Consider the following 22,683-nt stretch of genomic DNA (forward strand, 5'->3'; position numbering starts at 1 on the left):
TACAGCTCACTATCTTAGCAGCACAAATAACTCGACTTCGTCCGCCTAGACATAAATAGCAGCTTAACAACTTGTCTCAAAAGGTAAAAACTCTCAGTTCACAAAATCTCTTTTATTATCGAGTGATCAACTCATGCCATAAAAGCCAGGGAAGAACAGCAAAGAAGCCAACACGACAATTTGAATCGCGATAAACGGCATCACACCTTTGTAAATATCTCGCGTAGTGACACCTGCTGGTGCGACGCCTTTTAGATAGAACAAACTAAAACCAAATGGCGGTGTTAGAAATGACGTCTGTAAGTTCATTGCGATAAGAATCGCAAACCACGTCATGTTGATACCCATCAACTCAGCGACCGGCGCAATAATTGGCACGATGATAAAGCAGATTTCAACGAAGTCGATAAAGAAGCCTAAAATCAGAATCACCACCATGGTAATGATGAGGAAGCCCCACTTTTCTCCAGGCAATTCTAACATCCACTCTTCGACTAGATAATCACCGCCAGTGTAGGTAAATGCCATTGAGAAGGCGGTTGCACCTAGCAAAATAGCAAAGACCATTGCGGTTACTTTAACGGTTTCTTTCGATGCATCATAAATCATCGACCAACTAAACTGCTTATACAGTAACGACAGAACTATCGCACCAGCACCACCCAGAGCCGCTGACTCTGTTGGCGTTGCAATCCCTGCAAAGATGGAGCCCAATACCACAATGATCAGTGCTAGTGGCGGTAAAACGGCTTTCAGCGCGGTGAACACTTCTTGCTTTCGACTGATCGACTCATCGCGCTCTATCGACTGCGCTGCTTGAGGATTCAACTTCGCGTAAATAAGAATGTAGATAACATAGGCGCCGACGAGCGTGATACCGGGCCAGATTGCAGCTTGGAATAAGTCCCCGACCGGAACGCCGAGTACATCCCCTAACAAGATCAACACGATAGAAGGCGGGATAATTTGTCCCAAGGTACCAGACGCACAAATAGTCCCGCACGCCAAGCCTTTGTCGTAATTGTATTTAAGCATCACAGGGAGTGAGATCAACCCCATCGCAACAACCGATGCGCCGACTACGCCCGTTGACGCGGCAAGTAATGCGCCAACTAATACTGTCGAAATGGCAATACCACCACGGACGCCGCCGAACAGACGTCCCATTGACTCAAGCAGTTGCTCTGCAAGCTTCGTCTTCTGAAGTACTAGTCCCATGAAGACAAACAATGGTACGGCCATTAGCACCGTATTTTCCATAATGGATTGAATACGATATGGCATGAAAGCAAACATCTCGATGCCTTCAGCCCAAACACCAAAAATCAGTGCAATACCGCCAAAAGTAAAGGCAACGGGGAATCCTAATAAAAGCGCAAAGAGCGCGACAAAAAACATCACTATACCGATCATAATGACTTCCTTTTACGACTTACCGTTATTACCGGCATAGATAAGATGAGGGTTAACAATCTTGTTGATCGAATGCAGCAGCAGTCCAATGCCACTGACTGCCATAAAGAAAAATGACAGCGGAATCATCGCCTTGATGATCCAACGATATGGCAATCCGCCTGGGTCACCAGACGTCTCGCCTAGCGCGTAACTTTCTTTGGCGAAATCGACACCAAACCAAGCCACCAGTAGGCAAAAAGGGAATAAGAAAAATAGCGTGCCTATGATGTCGATGATGGATTGTGCTTTGTAAGATAAGCGTTCATAAAAAATGTCGACGCGAACGTGGCCACCAGACTTAATCGCGTATGGCACACCAAGCAGAAATACGGCGGAGAATAGATGCCATTCCATTTCTTGGAATGCAATGGACACATCGTTGAATACATATCGCATCACAACGTCGTAAACCACATTCACCAACAATAAAATAAACAGGATGCTGGACAACCATCCGAGGCAATCGCTAAAGCGGTTAAATAATCGCTCAATATAAATAAGACTTCTCATTCCGAACTCCGTGGAACGTTTGGATACGCTCCGCTATGGTGCGGAGCATTCATTATGAAGTTTTCTTGGGCTTCGTTCGCAGGCTAAACCTCTCGGCGTCGCCTGCATCATAACGTTATTGTTGAGCTTGACTGTTTAAGTAAGCTCGGTGTGAAATGTCTGACCAAGGTCGAACTTGATTCATGTAGTTCGCTTGCGACTCTTGAATTTCTTTCGCCAAAGCATCTTTTTCTGCGTGCTCTTTCAACAAACGGTCGTTTGCTTCTCGTAATGCAGTCACTACTTCAGGCGGGAAGTCTTTGACTTCAACATTTGGGTATTCAGATTTGATAGATGCCCAGTTTTTGCCACTTTCGTGTTTCGATTGCGTGTACATATCGTAAGCGGCGGTTTTCATTGCTACTTGCAAAATCGCTTTTAGATCATCAGGTAGACGGTTCCAAGTACGCTTATTAACAAGGAACTGAAGCTCAGTTGCTGGCTCATGCCAACCTGTGTAGTAGTATGGCGCGATTTTGTGGAAGCCCATGCGCAAGTCCAATGATGGACCAACCCACTCCAAGGCATCAATTGTGCGACGCTCTAGAGAGGTATATAGCTCACCAGGGGCGATATTCGTTGGTTTTGCACCTAACTCTGCCAAAATCTCACCAGCAAAACCTGGGATACGCATTTTCAAACCCTGCAAATCCTCGACGGACTTGATCTCTTTCTGGAACCACCCGCCCATCTGAGTATCGGTATTACCGCCAGGGAAAGACATCAAATTATGTGGAGAGTACACCTTCTCCATCAGATCCATACCACCGCCGTAGTAAAACCACGCATACTGCTCAGTTGGTAGCATACCGAAAGGCATAGAAGTGAAGTAAAGTGTGTTTGGAACCTTGCCCTTCCAGTAGTAAGACGCCGAGTGGCCCATGTCGTATTGGCCAGACTTAACCATATCAAACACCCCAAAAGGCGCTTTGTGCTTGTTTGCGGAATCAATACGGATTTGTAGACGCCCGTTGGACATCTCCTCTGCCATTTTTGCCATGTTTTTTGTCGCATCACCAAAAATCGGGAAGTTAGGTCCCCAAGTTTCAGCAAGCTTTAAACGATAGACTTTTTCAGCAGCATTTGCAGAAGTCACAACGAATGTCATCGCGGCAACGACAGCGGTTGTTTTGAGTACTCGTTTTAAAGATTTTTGGATTAGACTCATCGTTCACGTCCTTTATCACCAAGGTTATTGTTGTCATCCATTTCATTAGGATTGGCTGTATTCGGTATAAAAGATGTAACAATGTTGTCGAATGCGAAATGGGCATGAACACGGAAGCGAGTAATTCATCAATAAGACATTAGCCTTAGGTATTACGTATAACTACGTAGGACAGCCGTTATGCAACAAGTTTAACCATCATAAAATTAATGAGTTACTTTTCCCTTAACGATGTAAAAAGAAAATGATACGTACGTACTTCTCTGCCAAAAAATTTACATAGTATTTAAGAAAATGTGACAAAGCACTTATTGGCAGCGTTAAAATTAATTCCTAATGGATTATTTTCAATACGAAGATAAAAAAATACCCCGGCATTGGCCGAGGTATTCAAGCTAGAACGGTAGCGGTAATTAAACTGCTTTATAGATAACTTTGTTACCTGCTAACTGCTCTTTTTGAACTAGGTTTTCTTCAAGAAGCTTCTTCAGTGCGCCAGTAGCCCATGATGCCGCTTTAGTATCTTCTTGACCTGCAGCTAGACCAATGCCTTTAGGGTTGATACCTTCAGCATTTGCTACAACGATGTCTAATACTTGTTGTTGCTTAGGAGTAAGGGCAACATCAACTGTTTTCACTGCAGCTACTTTTTTCTCAGCTACTACTTTCTCCGCAACAGCTTTTTCAGCAACAGAAGGTGCTACTGCTTTTTCGGCAACAGGCTTCACTGCTTTAGGTGCTGCAGCTAAGTTTGCTACTGTCGCTTTAATGCGTTTTTGCAGTTTCATCTGCACTTTACGCTTATGAGCAAGTCTCATTGAATATTTCTCCAGTTCACTGCATCTCAGCAGGGATGAAAATTTGAAGCGCGTTTTATACCAAAATTCACAAGCAATTTGTAGGTTTTAGCGGCGAAACGCGATGAAAAATGCGCTCAAAGCATAGAACGTCTACTATTTAATCAGATATTTTATGAACGGATTTATTGAATACTGGGTATAAAAACAGAGGTTTCTTTTATTTCAAATGCAAGTCAATGCACATTTAGTCATCCACGCATTTTTGATCAAGTATTCGATGAGGTTATAAGCATGGAAACGCTGCACCTAACAAATTCACATTTCAAACCCGACTCCCCTATCAACAGAATACTTTTGTTGCTCGTTGCACTGATAACCCTGTTTTTGGTTGTCATTTCTCCGGGATGGAAGCAAGCCATGTTGTCGGTCATTTTGATGTCTGCAATTGTTGGTTTCGCCATCTTGATGATCAAAAAAAGCCAAGTCACTTTTACGCTGACAGCTTCTCACTTCCAACAACATCTTTTTAAAGGCGGATGGGTCGTCCGATGGCGAAATATTGAGTCAATAGGGATTTGTAGCTACCAGCAGGAAGGGTGGCATCAGCCGCTACCTTGGATTGGTATTCGTCTAAAACACTACTCACCTTATTTGGATTCGATCTGCCCTCGTATAGCGACAGAAATTCTCCTTAGCCAACGCGCACTACTTTATTTAGGTGCGAAGCAGAATCAGTGTGAAGAAAAGTTTGAAGATATGGTGCTTGATCCTAAGCCATACATAAACAGCAACGGGGTTGAGTATAAAGGCTTGCTGGCGATGCTCGCCAACCGTATGAAATATCAAAGAGGATTTTACGGCTACGATCTGTTTATATCAGCCAGTGACCTAGATCGTGAAGCAGAGGATTTTGTGGGACTGACTCGGCGATACTTAGCTGCCGCCGAGCCAGAATAATGCTTACTACACGCGCTTTTAGTAAAGCGGCATCTCGTCAGCAACGAACGGGTTAGTTTTACGTTCGTGACCGAAAGTCGATTGAGGGCCGTGACCAGGGACAAACGTGACATCATTGCCTAAAGGCCACAGTTTCTCTTTGATAGAGCTAATCAAGGTATTGAAATCACCTTGTGGGAAGTCAGTTCGGCCAATGCTACCGTTAAACAATACGTCGCCCACAAACGCCAATCGCGCTTCTTCACTATAAAGAACAACGTGACCAGGGGTATGACCTGGTGTGTGGAATACCTTTAATACTTGATTACCAAATGTGACAGTGTCACCCTCATTTAGCCATTGATGCGGTTCAAAAGCTTCAGTCAATGGGAAACCAAACATTTGGCTTTGCCCTTCTAGACCTTGTAGCCAAAAATTATCCGCTTTATGAGGACCAATGATCTCAGTACCACCAAGCATTGCAGCCAGCGGCTCTGTTCCGCCAACATGATCTAGGTGACCATGGGTTAGCACCAAGTTGACGATCTCGATGCCAAGCTCTTTAATGAGCATAGCAAGTTGCTTTTCGTCACCGCCTGGGTCAATAACGATGCCTTTCATCGTTTCATCACACCACACGATAGAACAGTTTTGAGAAAAAGATGTCACTGGGACAACTTGGTATTTCAGAGCCATAGAAAACCTATTACCAAACAAATTTGCGTTAAAACTGGCGCAACTATGACACTAACCCCATGCGACTTCAAGACCTGCTGAGGCTTGCTATTGACTTACCAAGAGCGCACAGCACCTGTATCGATATGGACAAAGTTGCTACTTGGATAATACCCAACACCACCAGCTTTCAAGCTAATTGCTGCATCGCGTACAGTAGACAATTTCACTCCATCAAGACGGAAGTCTATTGCCTTACCTTCCATGTGAAGACTTTTCTTCGCCACTCCGCTAGCCCCTTTGCGCAGAGACGCATTGGTCAAAGGCGAACGGTACCCAGAAATTACAATGACTTCTGCATCTGTACCGATCAGCTTTTGAATCTGACTGATTTGATCGAACAAGCGTCGATCCATCGGATGAACTTCGTTTCGACGGTGATCACGACAAAACTCATTCAGCTTTTTTAGTTCATCATCAAGATAGCGTCTACCATCGAAATAGCATGTTTCGAGGAGCTCTCCAGTATTAAGGTTGTTCATCGCCAACTCACGTGGCTCGTCGGGGAATGAAGCCCATGAAATCGATGGCAAGGCAGATGCCAATACTACGCCACCAGCGGTCATTTTAAGGAAATCTCGGCGGGAAAAATTACGACTTACCATTTCAAAAAACAATGCTCAACAACTAAACAAGTCGCGGACATTACCCAAACACATTTGTCACGTCAAATGCATAAATCGCTCCACCCTAATTTTAAGATGTGGCGATTAACGCTTAATTATTGAACAAACAGAAGATTCTTAGTTTTGTAAATTTTATTTAAAGATTTCAACTACGGTGATCGTATTTATAGATATCATCTCGGTAGTAAAGTGTTCCCTCTTCTAGCCATGCGGTTTGATAAATAATGTGCACTTGGATGCGTTCTCCTAAAGGAACCGACGTGTTAGAGCGACGCGTACTTTCCCGTTTTTTCGCTAAGCGCTCTTCTAGTCCCTGAGTTTTGAATAAGAGCTCCGCCAGTTGGTCGGCATGTTCAACGCGGACACACCCGGAACTGAATGCGCGTCTATCTCGTTCGAACAAGTTTTTACTTGGCGTATCATGCAAATAGATAGCTTGGGGGTTTGGCATATTAAACTTATACAATCCCAATGCATTGTGTAATCCCGATGCCTGTCGCATACGATAAGGAAATGTTCTCGGATTCACCGTCGCCCAATTGATGGTTGTAGGGTCAATAATTTCGTTTGAAGTCCAAGACCGGATGATTTGAATGTTGTGGTTAATCAAATACATCGGATTACGTTTCACTTTAGGAATGATGTCTTTCACCATTATGGTCCATGGCACATTCCATGTGGGGTTGAGAATGACGGAGTCAAGAGTCCCCGACATGATTGGTGTTTTTCTTGAGGCTCTGCCAACCACAACTTTAGACTCGAACAACGGTTGACCATCGTGCCAATACGTTACTTCGTATCCAGGTACATTTACAAAGACAACATTATCTCTGTCTTTGGACCAAATCCTTGAACGTTCTGAGTTCAGCGCCAATAGATGCAATCGTTCTTGAGGAGAAAAGTTGATCCATCGAATGGTATTCGGGCCAATCACCCCGTCCTCTTTCAAGCCATGAATACGCTGAAACTCTTTCACCGCTAACTCTAATTCTTCATCATACTGTTGGGTCGTGATATCTAAATACGATACATCCACACCAACCACTTCCATACGCTCAATCAGAAGCGGTTTATTTTCTAATTGGTCACCAACACGGGCGAGGCCCGTTTGTTCATAGAGTGGGTATTGATACTGAGCATGCTCGGATAAAGAGGAGTAAGCGGAATAAAAAGCTTCGTCCGTTTGTAAAGGAGAACGAAGACTTGCTAAGAATTGACCAAGTTTGCCAACCGTAATTTCGTTACTCAGTACGGACAAAGTATCGATGCTAGGAGCAGGTAAAATCACGTGGGCTTTGTTAGCAAATAACCAATTGATACCTTCTTCAGGGAGCTGCTCGAGATAGCTGAGATACATCAACAGTGAATCTGTCATCACCAAATCAAAGTCGAGGTTATCTCCCTGCCATCGAACTTGGTTTATACGATGGAGTTGATTCTCGAATTCGTCCGTGACGCCAGCAAGAGCAACCAAGTTTACTTGAAAAAGAAACTGCTCAATATCGCTTTCATTTTCCCAGTTCAAACGGTAATTGGTACTTTGATAAAGCTGGTCAATCACCTCTGGATAATGGATCATTTTTTCGACAGACAGCTTTTGTACCGCTCCCTCTTGCTCTGTTTGTGCAGAAGCTTCGAGAGAAACGACGGTAGAAAAGCTGAAAAACGGCACCATAAGTGCCGTCATGATTAAAACCCTAGCAAACACTGAAACGATCCTTGCGCTACTTGCCATAATGAAAAGTATGGCAAATATCTCACAGCTTGCAGGTTTAAAATTAAGAATCTGATGTCGAAATTAACATCAAGTTTCTTTATCTATTTGGGTTCAAACAATCTTTGACCAATGGTTATCCCATTGAACACCACTAAAAGAAGCGCTTTTATGTGTTGTTGGCCTTTGCTCAACCACTTTGCCAGCACCAGAGCTGACCCTGAATTCCTTTCCATACGTCACTACTCCCGATGCATCTGGCAAAGCACTTAACTCAACCAACTTACCTGTAGCTTTGGACCATATCCCATAACAACTGCCCGGAGGAGAAGTCGCAAGGATCCATTCATCCGTCGCCGCGATACTCGCGACATAGTGATTAAATCTCGCCCACTCTTCGGGTTCCGCATGCAAAGATTGCATCACGCCTCCACGAGTGTGCATCGCAAGTAAAGCTGGGTATTCATCCGGCTCTCCACGATATTGCTGACCACACAGTACCGTCTCTGCACCATCATGCGCTAAATGACGGATGCTCAACTTATGATCTGGTAAAGAGACTTGATCCAACAGCTCACCTTCTTGTGAAAGGTAACTCAGGCTTGGTCTCATGCTATCTAGATTGAGCGGTTCACGGCCGTTGGTGTGTACGCCACCGACGCCAATCGCTAATGCGCCATCAGGCATCATGATCACTTCATGAGGGCCGAGGCCAAAACCTGTTAACTCATCGATCTTTTGATATTGCTTTTGCACATCATAAACACCGATGATCCCACGGCTTGTGCCCCTTTCCCCTTCTGTAGCAAATAGCAACATACCGTCATGGGAGTAAACACCATGACCATAGAAATGGCGATCCGGTTCTGCTAGCTGCAGCTTGATCATCTGCTCAGAGCGATAATCAAACACCATGAAGAAAGTACCCGGTCGACGACCAAAGACCACAGCGTGACCTTGTGGGTTGGTCGCCACACCATGACCACGCTCAGGAATCGGCAACGAAGATAGCGGCATACCATGCTCATCGGCCACTACCGCTGTGTATTTATCTCGGCCGATGATTGAGCAGCCAATCAACGCTGGTTGACGTGAACGTGTTGAAGTACAACCAAATGGCATCATAGGTACGGCCGCACCAAAGAGAGCGGCTTTCAGTAAGGTTCGGCGGGTTTGATCAGTCACCATCGGTTGCATTAAATCCTATAACCACGCCAAGCTCAATCGCCACTTCTTCGTGAATCAAGTACTTCAATTGCTCTAGCTTGTTGTATTGAGCGAGTACCATGCGGTAGCCTTCTTTACTTTGTAAAGCCGTGAACAAACTCTTATCTTCAGGCCATGTTTCCAACGCCATTTCAAACTGGTGAACAACACGGTCAGCGAGATCTGCATGGCCTTGCTCTCTTAGTAGCGCATCTAGGCCATTTCCGTTAGCAAAGTACAACGCTTCCATCCCTTGAAGGTTGGCTTTTAAGTTTGAAAGTGAGGTCTCTGAACGCCACGATTCTGAAAAATACGGGCGAGGCTTACCAATCTTCGCTAATGGACGACTCAACTTCTTCATGCTGTAGTCAAGCTGATTAGAGAGCAGCGAAATGTACTCAGATTTCCATTCCGTCATCTCTAACGACTTCCAAGGATTTTGTGCCCAAGAGTCTGCGATGATCTGCGCTTTGTTTTCTAGGTTTTCAGCAATTGCAACACCTGTCGTACAGGTATTGCTGTTGCTAAATAAGGTCGACGCTTTATCGTAAAGCAGCCATTCGAGCGCACCTAAACCTTGCACAGTGACACTTTGCGTGGAGATCTTTTCCGCACTCCAAACTTGGTCAGATTTCGTCAGCACAGACATTTTTCGGCCAGTGGTGTTCTTTTTATCTGGCCAAAACTGGATATTCCAACTTTGCTCCAACGCCGTAGCAGGGCCACGTTCTTGACCTTGTAATGCCATCCACGCAAGCATAGTTTGATGCCATTGCTGTTTTACTTGTGCATCATCTTTCAACTCTGAAGCGCAGTAATCTGCGAAGCGTTGTTCAAGCTCTGTGGTTTGCGCTAAGAACGTCTGAGCTGATTGAAACTCGACCTCGTACACGCTTTGAGAAATATGGCTTGTACTCTCAGGCTTGGCAGAGCTCGAACCGATGGTCGATTGGCAACCAACCAAACTTAACGTTGCGGTAATCACACTCACTAACAGTGTTTTTTTCATGGTTGCTTCCTTATAGAGAATTCAGAAACGCAATCAATGCATCACGTTCTTTTTTGTTCAGTGCTAGCACGTTTTGTTTGGCCGTTTCCGCTTCACCGCCGTGCCACAATACCGCTTCCATCAGATTACGGGCGCGGCCATCATGTAAGAAGTAACTATGCCCGTTTACTTCTTCGGTATAACCAATGCCCCATAGGGGTGCCGTTCGCCATTCACGGCCGTTTGCTAAGTACTCAGGACGGTTATCGGCTAAACCTTCACCCATGTCATGCAGAAGCATGTCTGTATATGGATGGATAAGCTGCTCAGAAAGCGCTGGTAACTCTGGTCGCTTCGCCGTTTTGACACTGGTCTTATGGCAGCTTTCACAGCCAGAAGCCGCAAAGATTTTCTGACCGAGTTTCACGCTAGGATTGTTCATATTTCGGCGAATAGGTACGGCTAAGTGCTGGCTGTAAAACTCAACGAAGTCGAGAATATTTTCACTCACTTCTGGTTTACCGCCATTTGGCATGTCGTCACAAATACTTTGTTTCGAGGTACAGTTTTCATTGGGGAATAAATGGCTCGTCAGACCCACATCACCATTGAATGCTGCTGCATTTTGCTGCATTAACGTCGGTTGTCCGGCTTTCCAGCCAAAACGACCAATTGAGAAGTCGTCCTTCTCAATATCCCAAACCTTGTTTACTTTACCTGAGATGCCATCTTTGTTGGCATCTTGTGCATCAGCCCATGCAAGTAGCGTTTCGTCAGGAATACTCTCTAACAAACCAAGGCCGATCATTGGCGGTGCAACACGCGCTGAAAATTCCGTATCAGGGTGCATATCGCCGTAACCTAGATCGGTAATATTCAAATGAGGTTTTCTTAGTGTCACCGTCGTGCCGTCTTTAAACTTCACTGGCACATCGGTGTACGTGATTTCGATTTTTCCTTCTGGCATTTGATCTTGCAGGGCAAAGTCTTGGAGCTGGCCGCCATAAGTCGGCTCAGGTATAACGCCGTCTCTGATGTACGCTGTTTTTTGTTCTGACGTCATCGCAGGGATGCTCAAACGCACTAACATGGACACCGCATGCAAATCATTTTGCTCTGGAGGATGACCACGACCATCTTTGATGTGGCAGTTTTGACAACCATTTGTATTGAAAAGAGGTCCCAAACCATCTCTGGCATCGGTAGACGCTGGCGCTTGTACCCAAGGGTTGCGGAAAAAACTATTGCCTACGCTAAAATCAAGACGTTTACTCATAGGAAGGTTCGCGGCAGGAAGAGAATACGCGTTGGCGCCTTCTTTTTTGACGCTCGTTTGTCCACCAGATTTCACATCATACGCGATAGCAGTAGAAGAAAAGATCACGGCCAAGGCCGAAATTAAGTAAGGCTTCATATCATTGCTCTAAAACACAACAAGAGGGGTGGGATAACAGCGAGTTAAAACGGTAAAGGGCTCAAACGAGCCCTTTCAATTATTTTTTGTACTTTGATTAAAACTCGTGGTCTGCAGTATCAGGGCTTAGGCTATCAATGCCAATGATACCCGCAGCACGTTCAATTGAACCGGTTTGAGCAACCAATGACATGATGGTGTCATTCACTAACGTGTTGCCTTGTGCATTACCCGCTGCAATTAACTGGTCGAAGTGTTGGTTATTCTTCTCCGCAGACGTAACCAATTTACCAACTTGATTACGCGTAACATCAAACTGCTTCTGGATCTCTTTAGCTGCTTGTTTGTCTTTTTGAGCCACTAGGTCAGCAATACTCGGACCAGAAAGCAATGTGCCGTCTTCACGCTTGTAAAGACCTGTGTAAACGTTATAGATGCCCTGCTCGTTGTAGTAATGAGAGTTGTGCGTATTGTCTGAGAAACAATCGTGCTCATCTTCTGTCGAGTTTGCTTCCAACGCCACCTTCATGCGCTCACCAGCAAGCTCACCTAAAGACAATGACCCCATACCGAACAACATTTTACGTAGGCCATTATCCGCAGAATCATTAAGAAGCGTTTCACGGTAGTTGCCTTTCACTTCCGCAGACCACTGTTTTTCCATCCACTCAAGATCTTGAACCAGTAGATCGGCTGCCGCTTTTAGGTACTCACCACGACGGTCACAGTGACCATTCGTACACTCAGGACCGACAACGAAGTCTGTGTAAGCGCGCTGACCTGCGCCTGCGTTTGTGCCGTTTAGGTCTTGACCCCAAAGTAAGAATTCAATCGCGTGGTAACCTGACGCAACGTTTGCCTCAGAACCACCTACTTCGTTGAGATCCGCTAGCAATTCTGGAGTAATTTTTGCAACGTCTAGTTTAGAAGCACCAATCTGTAAACTGGTGTTTGCGATGATGTTTGCAGCTGCGCCTTCGTTACCGAGTTCATATTGGTAATCTGTCGCCACGTAGTCAATTAGGCCTTCATCAAGTGGCCAGGCATTTAACTGCCCTTCCCAGTCATCAACAATCGCGTTACCAAAACGGAATACTTCAGATTGTTGGTACGGAACGCGAGAGTCTAGCCACGCTTGTTTTACTTCTTCAAGCTTATCCGCTGATGGCGATTTTAGAAATTCGTCGATTTTTACGTCGAGCGTTTTCGCCGTTGTCACTGAGTCAGCAAAGACTGCATGTGCAACGTCTGCATAATGTTCAACGACTTGTTGTTTCGTTACTTGGGCAGCAACGGTAGAACCACTGGCAATGAGGAGTGATGCAGCAATAGATTGGACTAAAACTGTTTTTGCATTCATCTGAAGCATCCTTGTTGAGCAATTTATTTGTTTTATTCGTAGTGCTAATTATTCTTATTTGCACTATTAGTCACGAGATAATACAAATTTACAATTTATTTTCAACTCTAGATACAAAAAAAGCCTCATCATTGTGAGGCTTTTAACATGCAAAACTGATAATTTAATAAATAAAATCAGAATTTTAGATTGTGCTTACCATGAGAAACTTTTGCTTTTAGGTAGCTTTCATTACCATCTTTAATATGTGCAGAGGTATTGACAACCTCAACAATCTCGATGCCGTATTCTGCTAATTCACGGATTTTCTTAGGGTTGTTGGTCACAAGGCGAATTTTACTCACACCTAATGCTTCGAGCATTTGCGCTGCTTCAGTGAAATCACGAAGGTCATCGTCAAAACCCAAATGGTTGTTTGCTTCATAGGTGTTCATACCTTGGCTTTGCAAACGGTACGCATCAATCTTATTGTATAGACCAATACCACGACCTTCCTGACGTAGGTATAAAATAATACCGCCAGATTCGCCCATGCGTTGAATGGTTTCTTCTAATTGCTCGCCGCAATCACAGCGGGATGAGTGAAAAACATCACCAGTAAGACATTCTGAATGCATACGCACCAAAGGCGTTTCTTGCGTTTGATCCGCTTGCCTAAAGATAACTGCCACATGCTCTTTATCTGTCTTCAGGCCACGAAAAGACAGGATTTCAGCATCGATATTACTTTTAGCCCCGACTTTAAAATCTACTCTGGCACGTACTTCCGCCATATCTATACTCACTCGATTTATTGCTTGATGCGCTTGATGCGTTTTCGTTATTGCATTCATGGGATTCACTCATTGCTCTTCAACTATGGGGATTGATACCGCATTTTTCAATATAGAGATCACAATTGAGAGCAGTTATCCCCTAAAGACAGCCAAAGAGAACAACTCCCCGCGCTGACGAATTGTTATAGTATAACAATTTTGAAAAACTACAATAAAAAACCCCAGACAAATTTTGTCTGGGGTTGATAATGAGTTGCATGTAGGGGTGATGATTTAATGTGTTTGGCTACGTTTCCAAACAGTAAGCTCTATCCATACCGCTTCGAGTTCTTGAATTTCTTCTTCGGTTAATACGGCAAGAGACGATGTAACTTGAGGCAGTTTCGAGGTTTGCAATGCACGAATCTGCGAATAAAAGTCTTTTTTTAACTGTAATATAACTGAATCCACTGCGTGCACCTACTTAGTTCTTTTATTACTTCTCCAGCTCAAATCGTTGATTTTCTTTATACTGGAATCTTCATAAATTCGGAAAAATGATAACATTCTGTTTGTTATCTGCACGATTTATTTCCCATAGTGGAATAGTGGTCACATTATTGACGCTTTATCATTTTGATCGAAAATAGGATAAAAAAGATCAAAAGTAATAGAGGAAAGATCCACAACGCTGCTGTCGAATAATTAAATGGTGGCTGATACAAAACGATATTCCCATATCTCTGAACCAAATAATCTTTTACCTCTTGATCCGTACTTCCTTCGTTTACCATCGAGTACACTTTCAATCTTAAATCTTTAGCGGCTTGTGCATTAGATTCAACAAGGTTTTGGTTTTGACATTGTGGGCATCGCAAAGCCTTGGCTAATGCATTTGCTCTTTGTTGCAGTTCAACGGAATGAAATTCAAACAGATCAACATGCTGCGTAATTTGCTCTGCTTTGACCCAAGAAGAACACAAAGAAAACAAAACAATAATGAAGTAAGCATATTTAAAGTGAGACATTAAAATACCCCGAAAATAACGAGTTCCATTTGTCTATTGTTAACTTACCTCTATATTTGATCAAAACATTGCCATTTTGATCAATTAAGTAAGTTTCAGGTGTTCCTATTACACCAAGTTCAAGCGCCAGTTGCCCATTAGGATCGGATATAACTTCGGTATATGGATTGTGTGAAGAGCTCAAATAGCGTTTAGCCGCGCTCTCTTTATCTCGATAGTTAAGACCAACGATGGGCACACCTTGTCGAGCTAAGTTGAGCAAATCATCATGTTCTTGTTTACAAACCCCACACCAAGACGCCCAAACATTCAATAGCACATAACCTTGATTTTCTAGTACTGCATCGGTGATTCGATTGCCTGAAATGAGTGAGTAAGCGGTAAAATCCGGGATAGATAACACACGATTTTGTTGTATTTCTACGTTTGGTCTATCGGATAATGCCAATGTCGCGGTGACAAAAAAAATCGCAACTAGCAATATGAGAACGATCAGTTTAAGCGTATTTTTCGATCTCATTACCTTTTCCCCTTAGATTCATCATACTCCCCAAAGAACTTATTACGATTAAAGCGCCACCAAACCATATCCACCATATGCCCGCGCGATATTGCACTTTAATTGCGTAGGCGCTGTTGTCGAGCTTGTCACCCAAAGTGATGTAGTAGTCTCCATGCCATAGTGATCGAATAGCGGGCTCGGTCATATTCATCACGCGTACAGGGTAATGCCGTTTCTCGGGTTGAAAGTTCAACGCCTTACCGCTCTCCAAATAAAGATCAACACTTCCCTGTTCTGCGGTGTAGTTCGGCCCAACTAACCATTCAATTCCATGATAATCAACGGTGATACCCGCTTTTTGATACGAGCTACCAGGCTCTGCCCGTAAGTTGTATTCATACGAATAGTCACTATTAAATACTGCTCCGCTTGCAGCCAACGCAAAGCCAATATGAGCAAGAAGCATAGGCATTAATTTGCTCTTGTTTTCTGCATAAAACAGCAAAAGCAAATGAGAAACCACTACCCACGTCGCTAATACCAGAGTAATCAAAGTCGTTATATGAAGCTCTTTTGTAGTAAAAACGAAAATAGTACTAACCGCAATAACATGAATACCGACAAACCCAATGGTTTTAACGGCATGAGGACTGGCTCCTTTCGTCCACTTCAACACGGGCATAAAGGCGAGAAAGGTCAGAGCAAGTAATGTAAGGGGAAAAACGAGGCTGTTAAAGTAAGGTGCCCCAACGGATATATTACCCAAGCCAAGCAGTTGATAGAGCATTGGGTAAAAGGTACCGAGGAAAACAATCGCCATACAAACAACGAGAAGTCCAATAGCGATGTATACCATGTAGGCACGACTTATTAACGAATCGAGCGTAAAACGAGGAATATGTAGCCCTCGCACAATGAGCACACCAAAAGTGACAACCACCAAAACGCTGAGAACAGCAAGAAGTACTACACCTTTGGTTGGATCAACCGCAAACGCGTGTACTGAGGTTAATACACCCGATCTCACCACAAATGTGCCGAGAATACTTAAACTGAATGTCGCAAAAGCCAATGCGTAGGTGCTCCAAATTGCTCCTTTATTACGCTTCGACAACACACCGCTATGCAGTAGTGCGGTACCCACTAACCAAGGCAGCAAAGACGCGTTTTCTACCGGGTCCCAAAACCACCACCCGCCCCAACCTAATTCATTGTATGCCCACCAAGAACCGATCAAAATTCCAATTGTTAGCGTACCCCAAGCAAAGAAAGCGGCACTACGGGCAACACCATACCATTCATTTATAGGTCGCTTCGCTAATAACGCAGCTAAAGCGAACGCCAGTATCGCGGCATAACCAACGTAACCCAAATACAACAGCGGTGGATGAATAATAAGCCCGATATCTTGCAACATCGGATTGAGATCTCGTCCCTCCAACGCTAGCGTCTGAGCATACTCAAAAGGATTGGACGTGGTGAGGGTAAACCAAGCGAACATAGCAATAAGTAAGTTCATGATACCCAAGCAATCGCCTGTATATTGAGTGCAAACTGGCGACTTGATAGCAATAAAAGAGGCCCATAAGCTCAACGTAACCACCCAAAACAACATAGACCCTTGATGGCCGCCCCAAGCAGCTGCAATCTTAAACGCGATAGGTAACTGACTGTTCGAGTGTGTAACCACATACTCAAGCGCAAAATTATCCTGAATAAAACAGACTATCAAAAGCGCCAAACAAACTAAGGAGGCTAAGCTGATAATATGAGACGTTGCGGTTTGGTGTGGCAACACTCCCTTCTTACTCAGCGTAAAGCAAACCCAATGCAGCAGCGTCGCACATGTCGATGCGACAGCCACCAATATCAACAAAAAGAAACCGAGCTCAGCCTCCATTTTGCCTCCTTACACGATGGTCATTTGACCAGCATAGAGAATGAAAGTACGCAGCATGAGTACGCCAACCAAACTCAACGTTGTGACCGCAAAAACGTAACTTCCCCTATGACGAACTTCAGAAGGCGTCAACCAATTAAGAGTCAAAGGCGTTATCATGCCGATGAGCACCACCCCAACCCAGAACCACTGAGCCCAGAATCCACTCGAAATGGCATTCCAAGCCGCGGCTTCATTTTGCCCGCCACTAAAGATAAGCCCAGTAAATAATGTTACTAAGACAAACAGCTCAAACAATACCACTGGGCGTTCAAATCCGTGCACCCAAGACACACTAGGGCTGCTGGTCGACTCTTTAAACACCAAGATGCCGAACATCAAACATGCTGCTGCGCCAGATGACAAACTAGAGAACAGGAATAAGATTGGCAGTACTGGATTGTTTAGCATTGGGTAAGTCTTCAATGCAGACAATAAAAAGCCGGTGTATGCCGCAAGCACGATGGCTAAGAAGCCCAAGAATAATTCAATTGCGTTGTTGGCTTTCCCCGCCTTAATCAAAATGCCATCAGCAAAATCCAGCAGTTTGCTTGGTAACTTCCCTTCACAGAAGCTGATGATTTGATGGCGGAAGATAACGCCGATCCAAACAAATAGCACTAGCATGTACACTTGGAACAAGATCACGCCCATCGACATCACGGAAGTCGGGTTGTAGTAAATCATGATCTTCCAAAACTCAAGCGGTTTAGTTAAGTGGAAAATCAAAATCACTAAGCCAGAAATAATGCCAAATGGCGCTAGCCAAGCCATTGCTTTTATAATGCCATTGTTTGCGGGATCACCTTCAATCACTTTGCGTTTTAAATAGATAGAAATCATCACCGCACCTGCTGACATCCCAGCGAGGAATAAGTAAATCGCAATAATCCAATCCCAGACTAACGAGTCAAAGTGGAATGCACTTTCGAAGCCGTTCATGATGACACCTCCCCTTTGCTATGCGGAATTTTGTACAGTTTAGGCTGCGTACCTAAATGCGATTTATCGCGATAGACAACATGGCTTTCAATGGCTTTGCTCACCTCACTAGTTGGGTCATTCAAATCACCAAAAATGAGAGCTTTTGTTGGGCAAGATTCCACACAAGCTGGCTGCTTACCTTGCGCTAGGTTGGTATCACGGCAGAAGTTACATTTATCCGCAGAGTGATCGACTGGATTAAAGAAACGCACTTGGTAAGGGCAAGCCGCTAAGCAATAACCACATCCGACACATTTCTCTTTGTGTACATCCACAATGCCCGTCGTTTCATCTTTGTATGCTGCGCCTGTTGGGCATACGTACACACATGGTGGGTTATCGCAATGCTGACAGGATTCGCGAGTAAACTGGTATTCCACATCTGGGAATTCGCCAATCGGTTCACTGCGATGAATTTTAAGACGTGTTACGCCTTCAGGGACTTTATTTACTTCGCGACAAGCATCGGTACAAACGGTACAGCCAATGCAGGCATTTTCATCATGAACCATACCCATGCGCTTCGCTTGTTCACTGTTGCTGGCATAAAGAGAGGAGCTAACAACGGAAGTGCCCGCAACGCCTGTAGTTAAAATCAACGCGCCGCTGCTAGCTAAAAAGTTTCTTCTCGAACATTTCATGCTATCTCTCCTCTTCTTTGGCAAGTTCAGGTTCGACGGCAAATTCAGAGTGACAATCCACACACTGCTTGATCAGTTGTTTTCTATCGTACGACAACGCTTTGGTTTTCGCTGCGTGTACATCGTGGCAATTTGAACAGGTGAGGTTTTTGGCGTGCACATCGTGCGTCCAGTGGTTTTCTCTTAGCTGTGTCGGTGCATGGCAATCCACACACTGGCTGTTGGCTTTAAGAATCATGCTCGGATCAAGGGACACTTTGTCGTGCACCGCTTTCGATTGCGCAGCAGAAAACTTAATCACATCGGGTGCGCCTTCACGGTGATCAGGGCCGATGTTGCTGTGACAGTTAGTGCAATTGAGCTGCTTACCTTGACTCAATAACGCTTGCGAATCATGCGATAGATTCAGAGTATCTTTAGCATCCTTATGACATTGAAGACATTTATAGTCTCGGTCACGGATCAACTCGACTTGATGACGCTCAGCTTGAGCACCTTCAACTGGCTCTGAAGAAGTCGCATGGGCGGCGGTGAAAAAACCATAGATGGCAAAGATGAAGAGAAATTTCAGCATTGTCTCTATGGTCAATTTTATATTGCCCATATTTTTCTTTCCTTAGCTCGATAATAATTGATAACTGTTATCAACTATTATTTGAGCAACAATTAATTTCCTCTGAAGATATTTTTACACCTTCAAATGACATCAATTCTTATTTCGGAAAGCCACAACGCTAAACCTATATTTATAATACCTCTATTATTCATAAGGGGTAGAAACGCCTGCTCAAAAAGCGAACTAAATCACCCTATTTTTAAAAAGGTTAAAAACCCAAAGCATTGCAGAACAATGACTTAACAACTACCACTTTAGAGGTATATAGATTCAAACATGACTGAGATCACTGGTGTAAATTGATCTAAAACAAGACAAGATTCACTCACTATTTCATCTATCCAATTAAGCAATATTATTAATCGTAGATCTCCAGTTCTTATTTGGAATAGCTCATCACAACGCTGCTAATAAAAACGAATATGGAGATAACACTGTGAGCATAAAACACTGGATGAGCGCACCTATTGCGGTTGCGACCTTATTCGCCAGCCAATTATTTTTGGTTGACGCTCCGTTAGCGGCAGAAGAGAAGGATTTTATCGATCCTCGTAACGATGTCTTTGAACAGAACCACCCTGATCAATACCATTCTTGGAAAGCAACATCCGAAAGTGAGCACATTGAAGATGCTCTAAGTGAAGACCCAAACATGGTTATCCTGTGGGCAGGTTATGGCTTCGCGAAAGACTACAACAAAGCGCGCGGTCACTTTTACGCACTTGATGATGTTCGCCAAACCTTACGTACCGGCGCACCAACCGACGAGAAGTCCGGGCCTATGCCGATGGCGTGCTGGAGCTGTAAAAGCCCAGACGTTGCTCGCGTGATTGATGAACGTGGTGAAGACGGTTATTTCGAAGGTAAATGGGCACGCTTAGGCTCAGAAATCGTCAACCCTATCGGTTGTTCCGATTGCCACAACACAGGCTCTGAAGCCTTCAAGAAAGGCGAACCTGCGCTAGCACTGACTCGCCCATACGTCGAGCGTGCTTTTGATACTATTGGTAAAAACTTTGATGAACAGTCTCGCCTAGATAAGCAAGCATCGGTCTGCGCTCAATGTCACGTTGAATACTACTTCACCGGCCCAACTAAAGCGGTTAAATTCCCATGGGATATGGGCACCACCGTTAATGACATGGAGAAATACTACGACGCGTTGAATTTCAAAGATTGGACGCATGCCGTATCTAAAGCGCCGATGCTAAAAGCGCAACATCCAGGTTTCGAAACTTGGAGAGCGGGTATTCATGGTAAAAACAAAGTGGTGTGTGTGGACTGCCACATGCCTAAAGTGACCAAAGAAGACGGTACGGTGTACACAGACCACAAAGTGGGTAACCCATTTGATCGTTTTGAAGACACCTGTGCGCAATGCCATACCCAAACTAAAGAGCAGCTACAAGGCATCGTCTCGACTCGCAAAGCGCAAGTACTGAACATGAAGCTAACCGCCGAGAAGCAAATCGTAGCGGCACACTTTGAAGCAGGCGCAGCGTGGAAAGCAGGTGCAACAGAAGCAGAGATGGAACCTATCCTACAAGATATTCGCCATGCACAATGGCGTTGGGACTACGCGATTGCTTCTCACGGTGTTCACATGCATGCTCCTGAGGTAGCACTTGAAGTACTAGGTACTGCAGTTGACCGCGCTGCTGACGCCCGTACCAAATTGGTTCGTTTACTGGCAACCAAAGGCATTACTGACCCTGTTCAAATTCCAGATATCTCGACCAAAGCGAAAGCACAACAAGCACTAGGCATGGATATGGATAAGATGAACGCAGACAAGAAACACTTCCTAGAAACAGTAGCGCCAGAGTGGGATAAAGCAGCAGCTGAACGCGAAGCCACGTATTAGTCTAACTGGCAACGGTTAACTTATAGATACAACAAGGGGCGTACTGAACGCCCCTTTTCTTTCTTTATTATCTTTATCTCTTCATCCTGATTCTATCGAGAGACAAAAATCGAATGTACTAGCGACGAGGAAGCCTAGGTCTAGGTTGAATATTTGGACGTGCTTTAGGTATCTGCACATTTGGACGAGCAACTGGACGCTGGATCTTCGTTTCCGGTAATGCTTTTCTTTGTTGAACCTTTTCTTTCACCGCCTTGCCTTGTAAAGTCGCTGGTTCAATATGCTCCGGACGATTCTCCCATTGGGTTCGAATCTCTTGCTTTTGCTCGTCAGGCAGTGATTGCCAATGATCGTCAAGTTGGCGTTTCATGTTATCGATATTGGCGGACATATCGTCGTCTTTCCAATCTTCGACTTTGTCTTTGATGGATTGCTGTTGGTCTTCATCTAAACCATTCCACCACTCTTCCAGTTTCTCTTTGTATTCATCGTCGTTATCGCAACAGCCCGGATAGTAATAAATCCAGTAGTCGTCATGATCGTACCACCACGGGTCGTAGTAACCCGATGAATAATAAACCGTAGAGGAAGAGCCAGAATGATCGGAAGAGCTACAACCCGCCAGCACAGAGCCGCACAGCAAAACCAATATGCTTAGTGCTTTATTTTTCATTCGTTGCCCACCTTTCCCTCTATTGCTTGTTAAATTGTACGCTTACAATAGCTCTTTTGCTTTGTTAATAGAGTTAATGATTTGCACCCTATCTAAATTTGGATCATTAGAATCTAATAATATTACCCAGGCATCAATCGCTTCCTGAAATCGGAATGACAGAAAATGATCATTTGCGATCAAAGACAAAGCGGCTTCATTGTGCGGTTCTATCTGCAAAGCTTGCTCCAAAAGCAAGCTAACTTCTTGCGTCATTGATTGCTGGTGAATGTAGTACAAGGTAGTCGCCTTTGCAGCAAGTTGCGTGGCACTGACTGGCTCAGTCAGTTGGATCGCGTAATCAAAACAAATCAACGCACCGTCAAATTCACCCTCTAGCAGGTAGCCCTGCCCGAGTTGGAACCACAATTCAGCGTTGTTCGGATCTTCACGCAACTGGTCTTGAATCTCTTTCATGATGTCACGAGCAGTCATCATTCGTGACATTTCCGCGTGTATTGGTTTAGGCGGTGTTTGATGAAGCAATAAGAAACTGGCACTCGTCACGACAAGTACTAACAGGCAAAAGCCAAACCATTGAGCAGGTTTAGCTTTTGATGCACTCAGTGATAAGAGTACGATAAACAACCCCATCAGAGTGATGGCAGCGAAAAACCAAACAGACATAACACGTCCTGTAAACAAAGATAACGTCAGTGTACGCATTTCTTACTTTAAATGCGTTGATACA

23 protein-coding genes are annotated in these 22,683 nt (G+C 44.3%); 2 read left to right on the plus strand and 21 right to left on the minus strand.

Going from position 1 to position 22,683, the window contains the following annotated elements:
* Window positions 1-126 precede the first annotated feature (126 nt).
* The 4 genes from FKN08_RS06385 to FKN08_RS06400 form a co-directional block, all read right to left on the minus strand.
* Window positions 127-1,413 (minus strand): TRAP transporter large permease subunit, encoded by a 1,287-nt coding sequence (locus FKN08_RS06385; protein ID WP_170891591.1) that lies wholly within the window; start codon window positions 1,411-1,413, stop codon window positions 127-129.
* Between the two features lie 12 nt (window positions 1,414-1,425).
* Window positions 1,426-1,965 (minus strand): TRAP transporter small permease subunit, encoded by a 540-nt coding sequence (locus tag FKN08_RS06390; RefSeq protein ID WP_170891592.1) that lies wholly within the window; start codon window positions 1,963-1,965, stop codon window positions 1,426-1,428.
* Between the two features lie 115 nt (window positions 1,966-2,080).
* Window positions 2,081-3,172: a TRAP transporter substrate-binding protein gene (locus tag FKN08_RS06395; RefSeq protein WP_170891593.1), complete on the minus strand. Its 1,092-nt coding sequence runs from the start codon at window positions 3,170-3,172 to the stop codon at window positions 2,081-2,083.
* 413 nt (window positions 3,173-3,585) lie between these two features.
* Entirely contained in the window at window positions 3,586-3,990 is a 405-nt protein-coding gene (locus FKN08_RS06400) for a hypothetical protein (RefSeq protein ID WP_005394736.1), read from the minus strand.
* A 273-nt stretch (window positions 3,991-4,263) separates the two neighbouring features.
* Here FKN08_RS06400 and FKN08_RS06405 point away from each other — a divergent pair, with 273 nt between their 5' ends.
* Window positions 4,264-4,929, plus strand: a complete 666-nt coding sequence (locus FKN08_RS06405) for a DUF2982 domain-containing protein (RefSeq protein ID WP_048625698.1) — start codon at window positions 4,264-4,266, stop codon at window positions 4,927-4,929.
* Window positions 4,930-4,947: 18 nt separating this feature from the next.
* Here FKN08_RS06405 and FKN08_RS06410 read toward each other — a convergent pair whose 3' ends face one another.
* From FKN08_RS06410 to nrfB, 15 genes are all read right to left on the minus strand, one after another.
* Window positions 4,948-5,604 (minus strand): MBL fold metallo-hydrolase, encoded by a 657-nt coding sequence (locus FKN08_RS06410; protein ID WP_048625699.1) that lies wholly within the window; start codon window positions 5,602-5,604, stop codon window positions 4,948-4,950.
* Window positions 5,605-5,699: 95 nt separating this feature from the next.
* Window positions 5,700-6,248: a DUF882 domain-containing protein gene (locus FKN08_RS06415; RefSeq protein WP_048625700.1), complete on the minus strand. Its 549-nt coding sequence runs from the start codon at window positions 6,246-6,248 to the stop codon at window positions 5,700-5,702.
* Between the two features lie 166 nt (window positions 6,249-6,414).
* Complete coding sequence (locus FKN08_RS06420) at window positions 6,415-7,956, minus strand: L,D-transpeptidase family protein (protein WP_046876195.1); 1,542 nt, start codon at window positions 7,954-7,956, stop codon at window positions 6,415-6,417.
* Between the two features lie 141 nt (window positions 7,957-8,097).
* Entirely contained in the window at window positions 8,098-9,180 is a 1,083-nt protein-coding gene (locus FKN08_RS06425) for a DUF1513 domain-containing protein (RefSeq protein WP_170891594.1), read from the minus strand.
* Entirely contained in the window at window positions 9,161-10,198 is a 1,038-nt protein-coding gene (locus FKN08_RS06430; RefSeq protein WP_170891595.1) for an imelysin family protein, read from the minus strand. Before FKN08_RS06430 ends, FKN08_RS06425 begins: the two co-directional genes overlap by 20 nt.
* Window positions 10,199-10,208: 10 nt before the next feature.
* Entirely contained in the window at window positions 10,209-11,591 is a 1,383-nt protein-coding gene (locus FKN08_RS06435) for a di-heme oxidoredictase family protein (protein ID WP_170891596.1), read from the minus strand.
* Between the two features lie 97 nt (window positions 11,592-11,688).
* On the minus strand, window positions 11,689-12,951 hold the full coding sequence (locus FKN08_RS06440; protein ID WP_005394757.1) for an imelysin family protein: 1,263 nt from the start codon (window positions 12,949-12,951) through the stop codon (window positions 11,689-11,691).
* Between the two features lie 176 nt (window positions 12,952-13,127).
* Window positions 13,128-13,784: a GTP cyclohydrolase II gene (gene ribA, locus FKN08_RS06445; protein ID WP_005394759.1), complete on the minus strand. Its 657-nt coding sequence runs from the start codon at window positions 13,782-13,784 to the stop codon at window positions 13,128-13,130.
* A gap of 216 nt (window positions 13,785-14,000) precedes the next feature.
* Entirely contained in the window at window positions 14,001-14,177 is a 177-nt protein-coding gene (locus tag FKN08_RS06450; RefSeq protein WP_005394761.1) for a hypothetical protein, read from the minus strand.
* Between the two features lie 146 nt (window positions 14,178-14,323).
* Window positions 14,324-14,734, minus strand: coding sequence for a heme lyase NrfEFG subunit NrfF (gene nrfF, locus FKN08_RS06455; protein ID WP_005394762.1), 411 nt, complete (start codon window positions 14,732-14,734; stop codon window positions 14,324-14,326).
* Window positions 14,721-15,254 (minus strand): DsbE family thiol:disulfide interchange protein, encoded by a 534-nt coding sequence (locus FKN08_RS06460; RefSeq protein WP_170891597.1) that lies wholly within the window; start codon window positions 15,252-15,254, stop codon window positions 14,721-14,723. Before FKN08_RS06460 ends, nrfF begins: the two co-directional genes overlap by 14 nt.
* Window positions 15,232-17,136: a heme lyase NrfEFG subunit NrfE gene (gene nrfE / locus FKN08_RS06465; RefSeq protein ID WP_170891598.1), complete on the minus strand. Its 1,905-nt coding sequence runs from the start codon at window positions 17,134-17,136 to the stop codon at window positions 15,232-15,234. The genes FKN08_RS06460 and nrfE overlap by 23 nt, the downstream gene beginning before the upstream one ends.
* 9 nt (window positions 17,137-17,145) lie before the next feature.
* Entirely contained in the window at window positions 17,146-18,117 is a 972-nt protein-coding gene (nrfD, locus tag FKN08_RS06470; RefSeq protein WP_170891599.1) for a cytochrome c nitrite reductase subunit NrfD, read from the minus strand.
* Window positions 18,114-18,800: a cytochrome c nitrite reductase Fe-S protein gene (gene nrfC, locus FKN08_RS06475; protein ID WP_170891600.1), complete on the minus strand. Its 687-nt coding sequence runs from the start codon at window positions 18,798-18,800 to the stop codon at window positions 18,114-18,116. Before nrfC ends, nrfD begins: the two co-directional genes overlap by 4 nt.
* A 1-nt stretch (window position 18,801) precedes the next feature.
* Window positions 18,802-19,404, minus strand: a complete 603-nt coding sequence (gene nrfB / locus FKN08_RS06480) for a cytochrome c nitrite reductase pentaheme subunit (RefSeq protein WP_170891601.1) — start codon at window positions 19,402-19,404, stop codon at window positions 18,802-18,804.
* 448 nt (window positions 19,405-19,852) lie between these two features.
* Here nrfB and nrfA point away from each other — a divergent pair, with 448 nt between their 5' ends.
* Window positions 19,853-21,280, plus strand: coding sequence for an ammonia-forming nitrite reductase cytochrome c552 subunit (gene nrfA, locus FKN08_RS06485; protein ID WP_025998734.1), 1,428 nt, complete (start codon window positions 19,853-19,855; stop codon window positions 21,278-21,280).
* A 118-nt stretch (window positions 21,281-21,398) separates the two neighbouring features.
* Here the strand turns inward: nrfA and FKN08_RS06490 are convergent, their stop codons facing one another.
* Both FKN08_RS06490 and FKN08_RS06495 read right to left on the minus strand, forming a co-directional pair.
* The gene (locus tag FKN08_RS06490; protein WP_005376825.1) at window positions 21,399-21,953 is read right to left on the minus strand and encodes a hypothetical protein; all 555 of its coding nucleotides are present in this window, start codon (window positions 21,951-21,953) and stop codon (window positions 21,399-21,401) included.
* 42 nt (window positions 21,954-21,995) lie between these two features.
* Window positions 21,996-22,619, minus strand: a complete 624-nt coding sequence (locus FKN08_RS06495) for a tetratricopeptide repeat protein (protein WP_025767276.1) — start codon at window positions 22,617-22,619, stop codon at window positions 21,996-21,998.
* Between the last annotated feature and the right edge of the window lie 64 nt (window positions 22,620-22,683).

The sequence above is a fragment of the Vibrio sp. 1-2 (7-a) genome (genome assembly GCF_013048515.1).
Lineage (GTDB): Bacteria > Pseudomonadota > Gammaproteobacteria > Enterobacterales > Vibrionaceae > Vibrio > Vibrio diabolicus.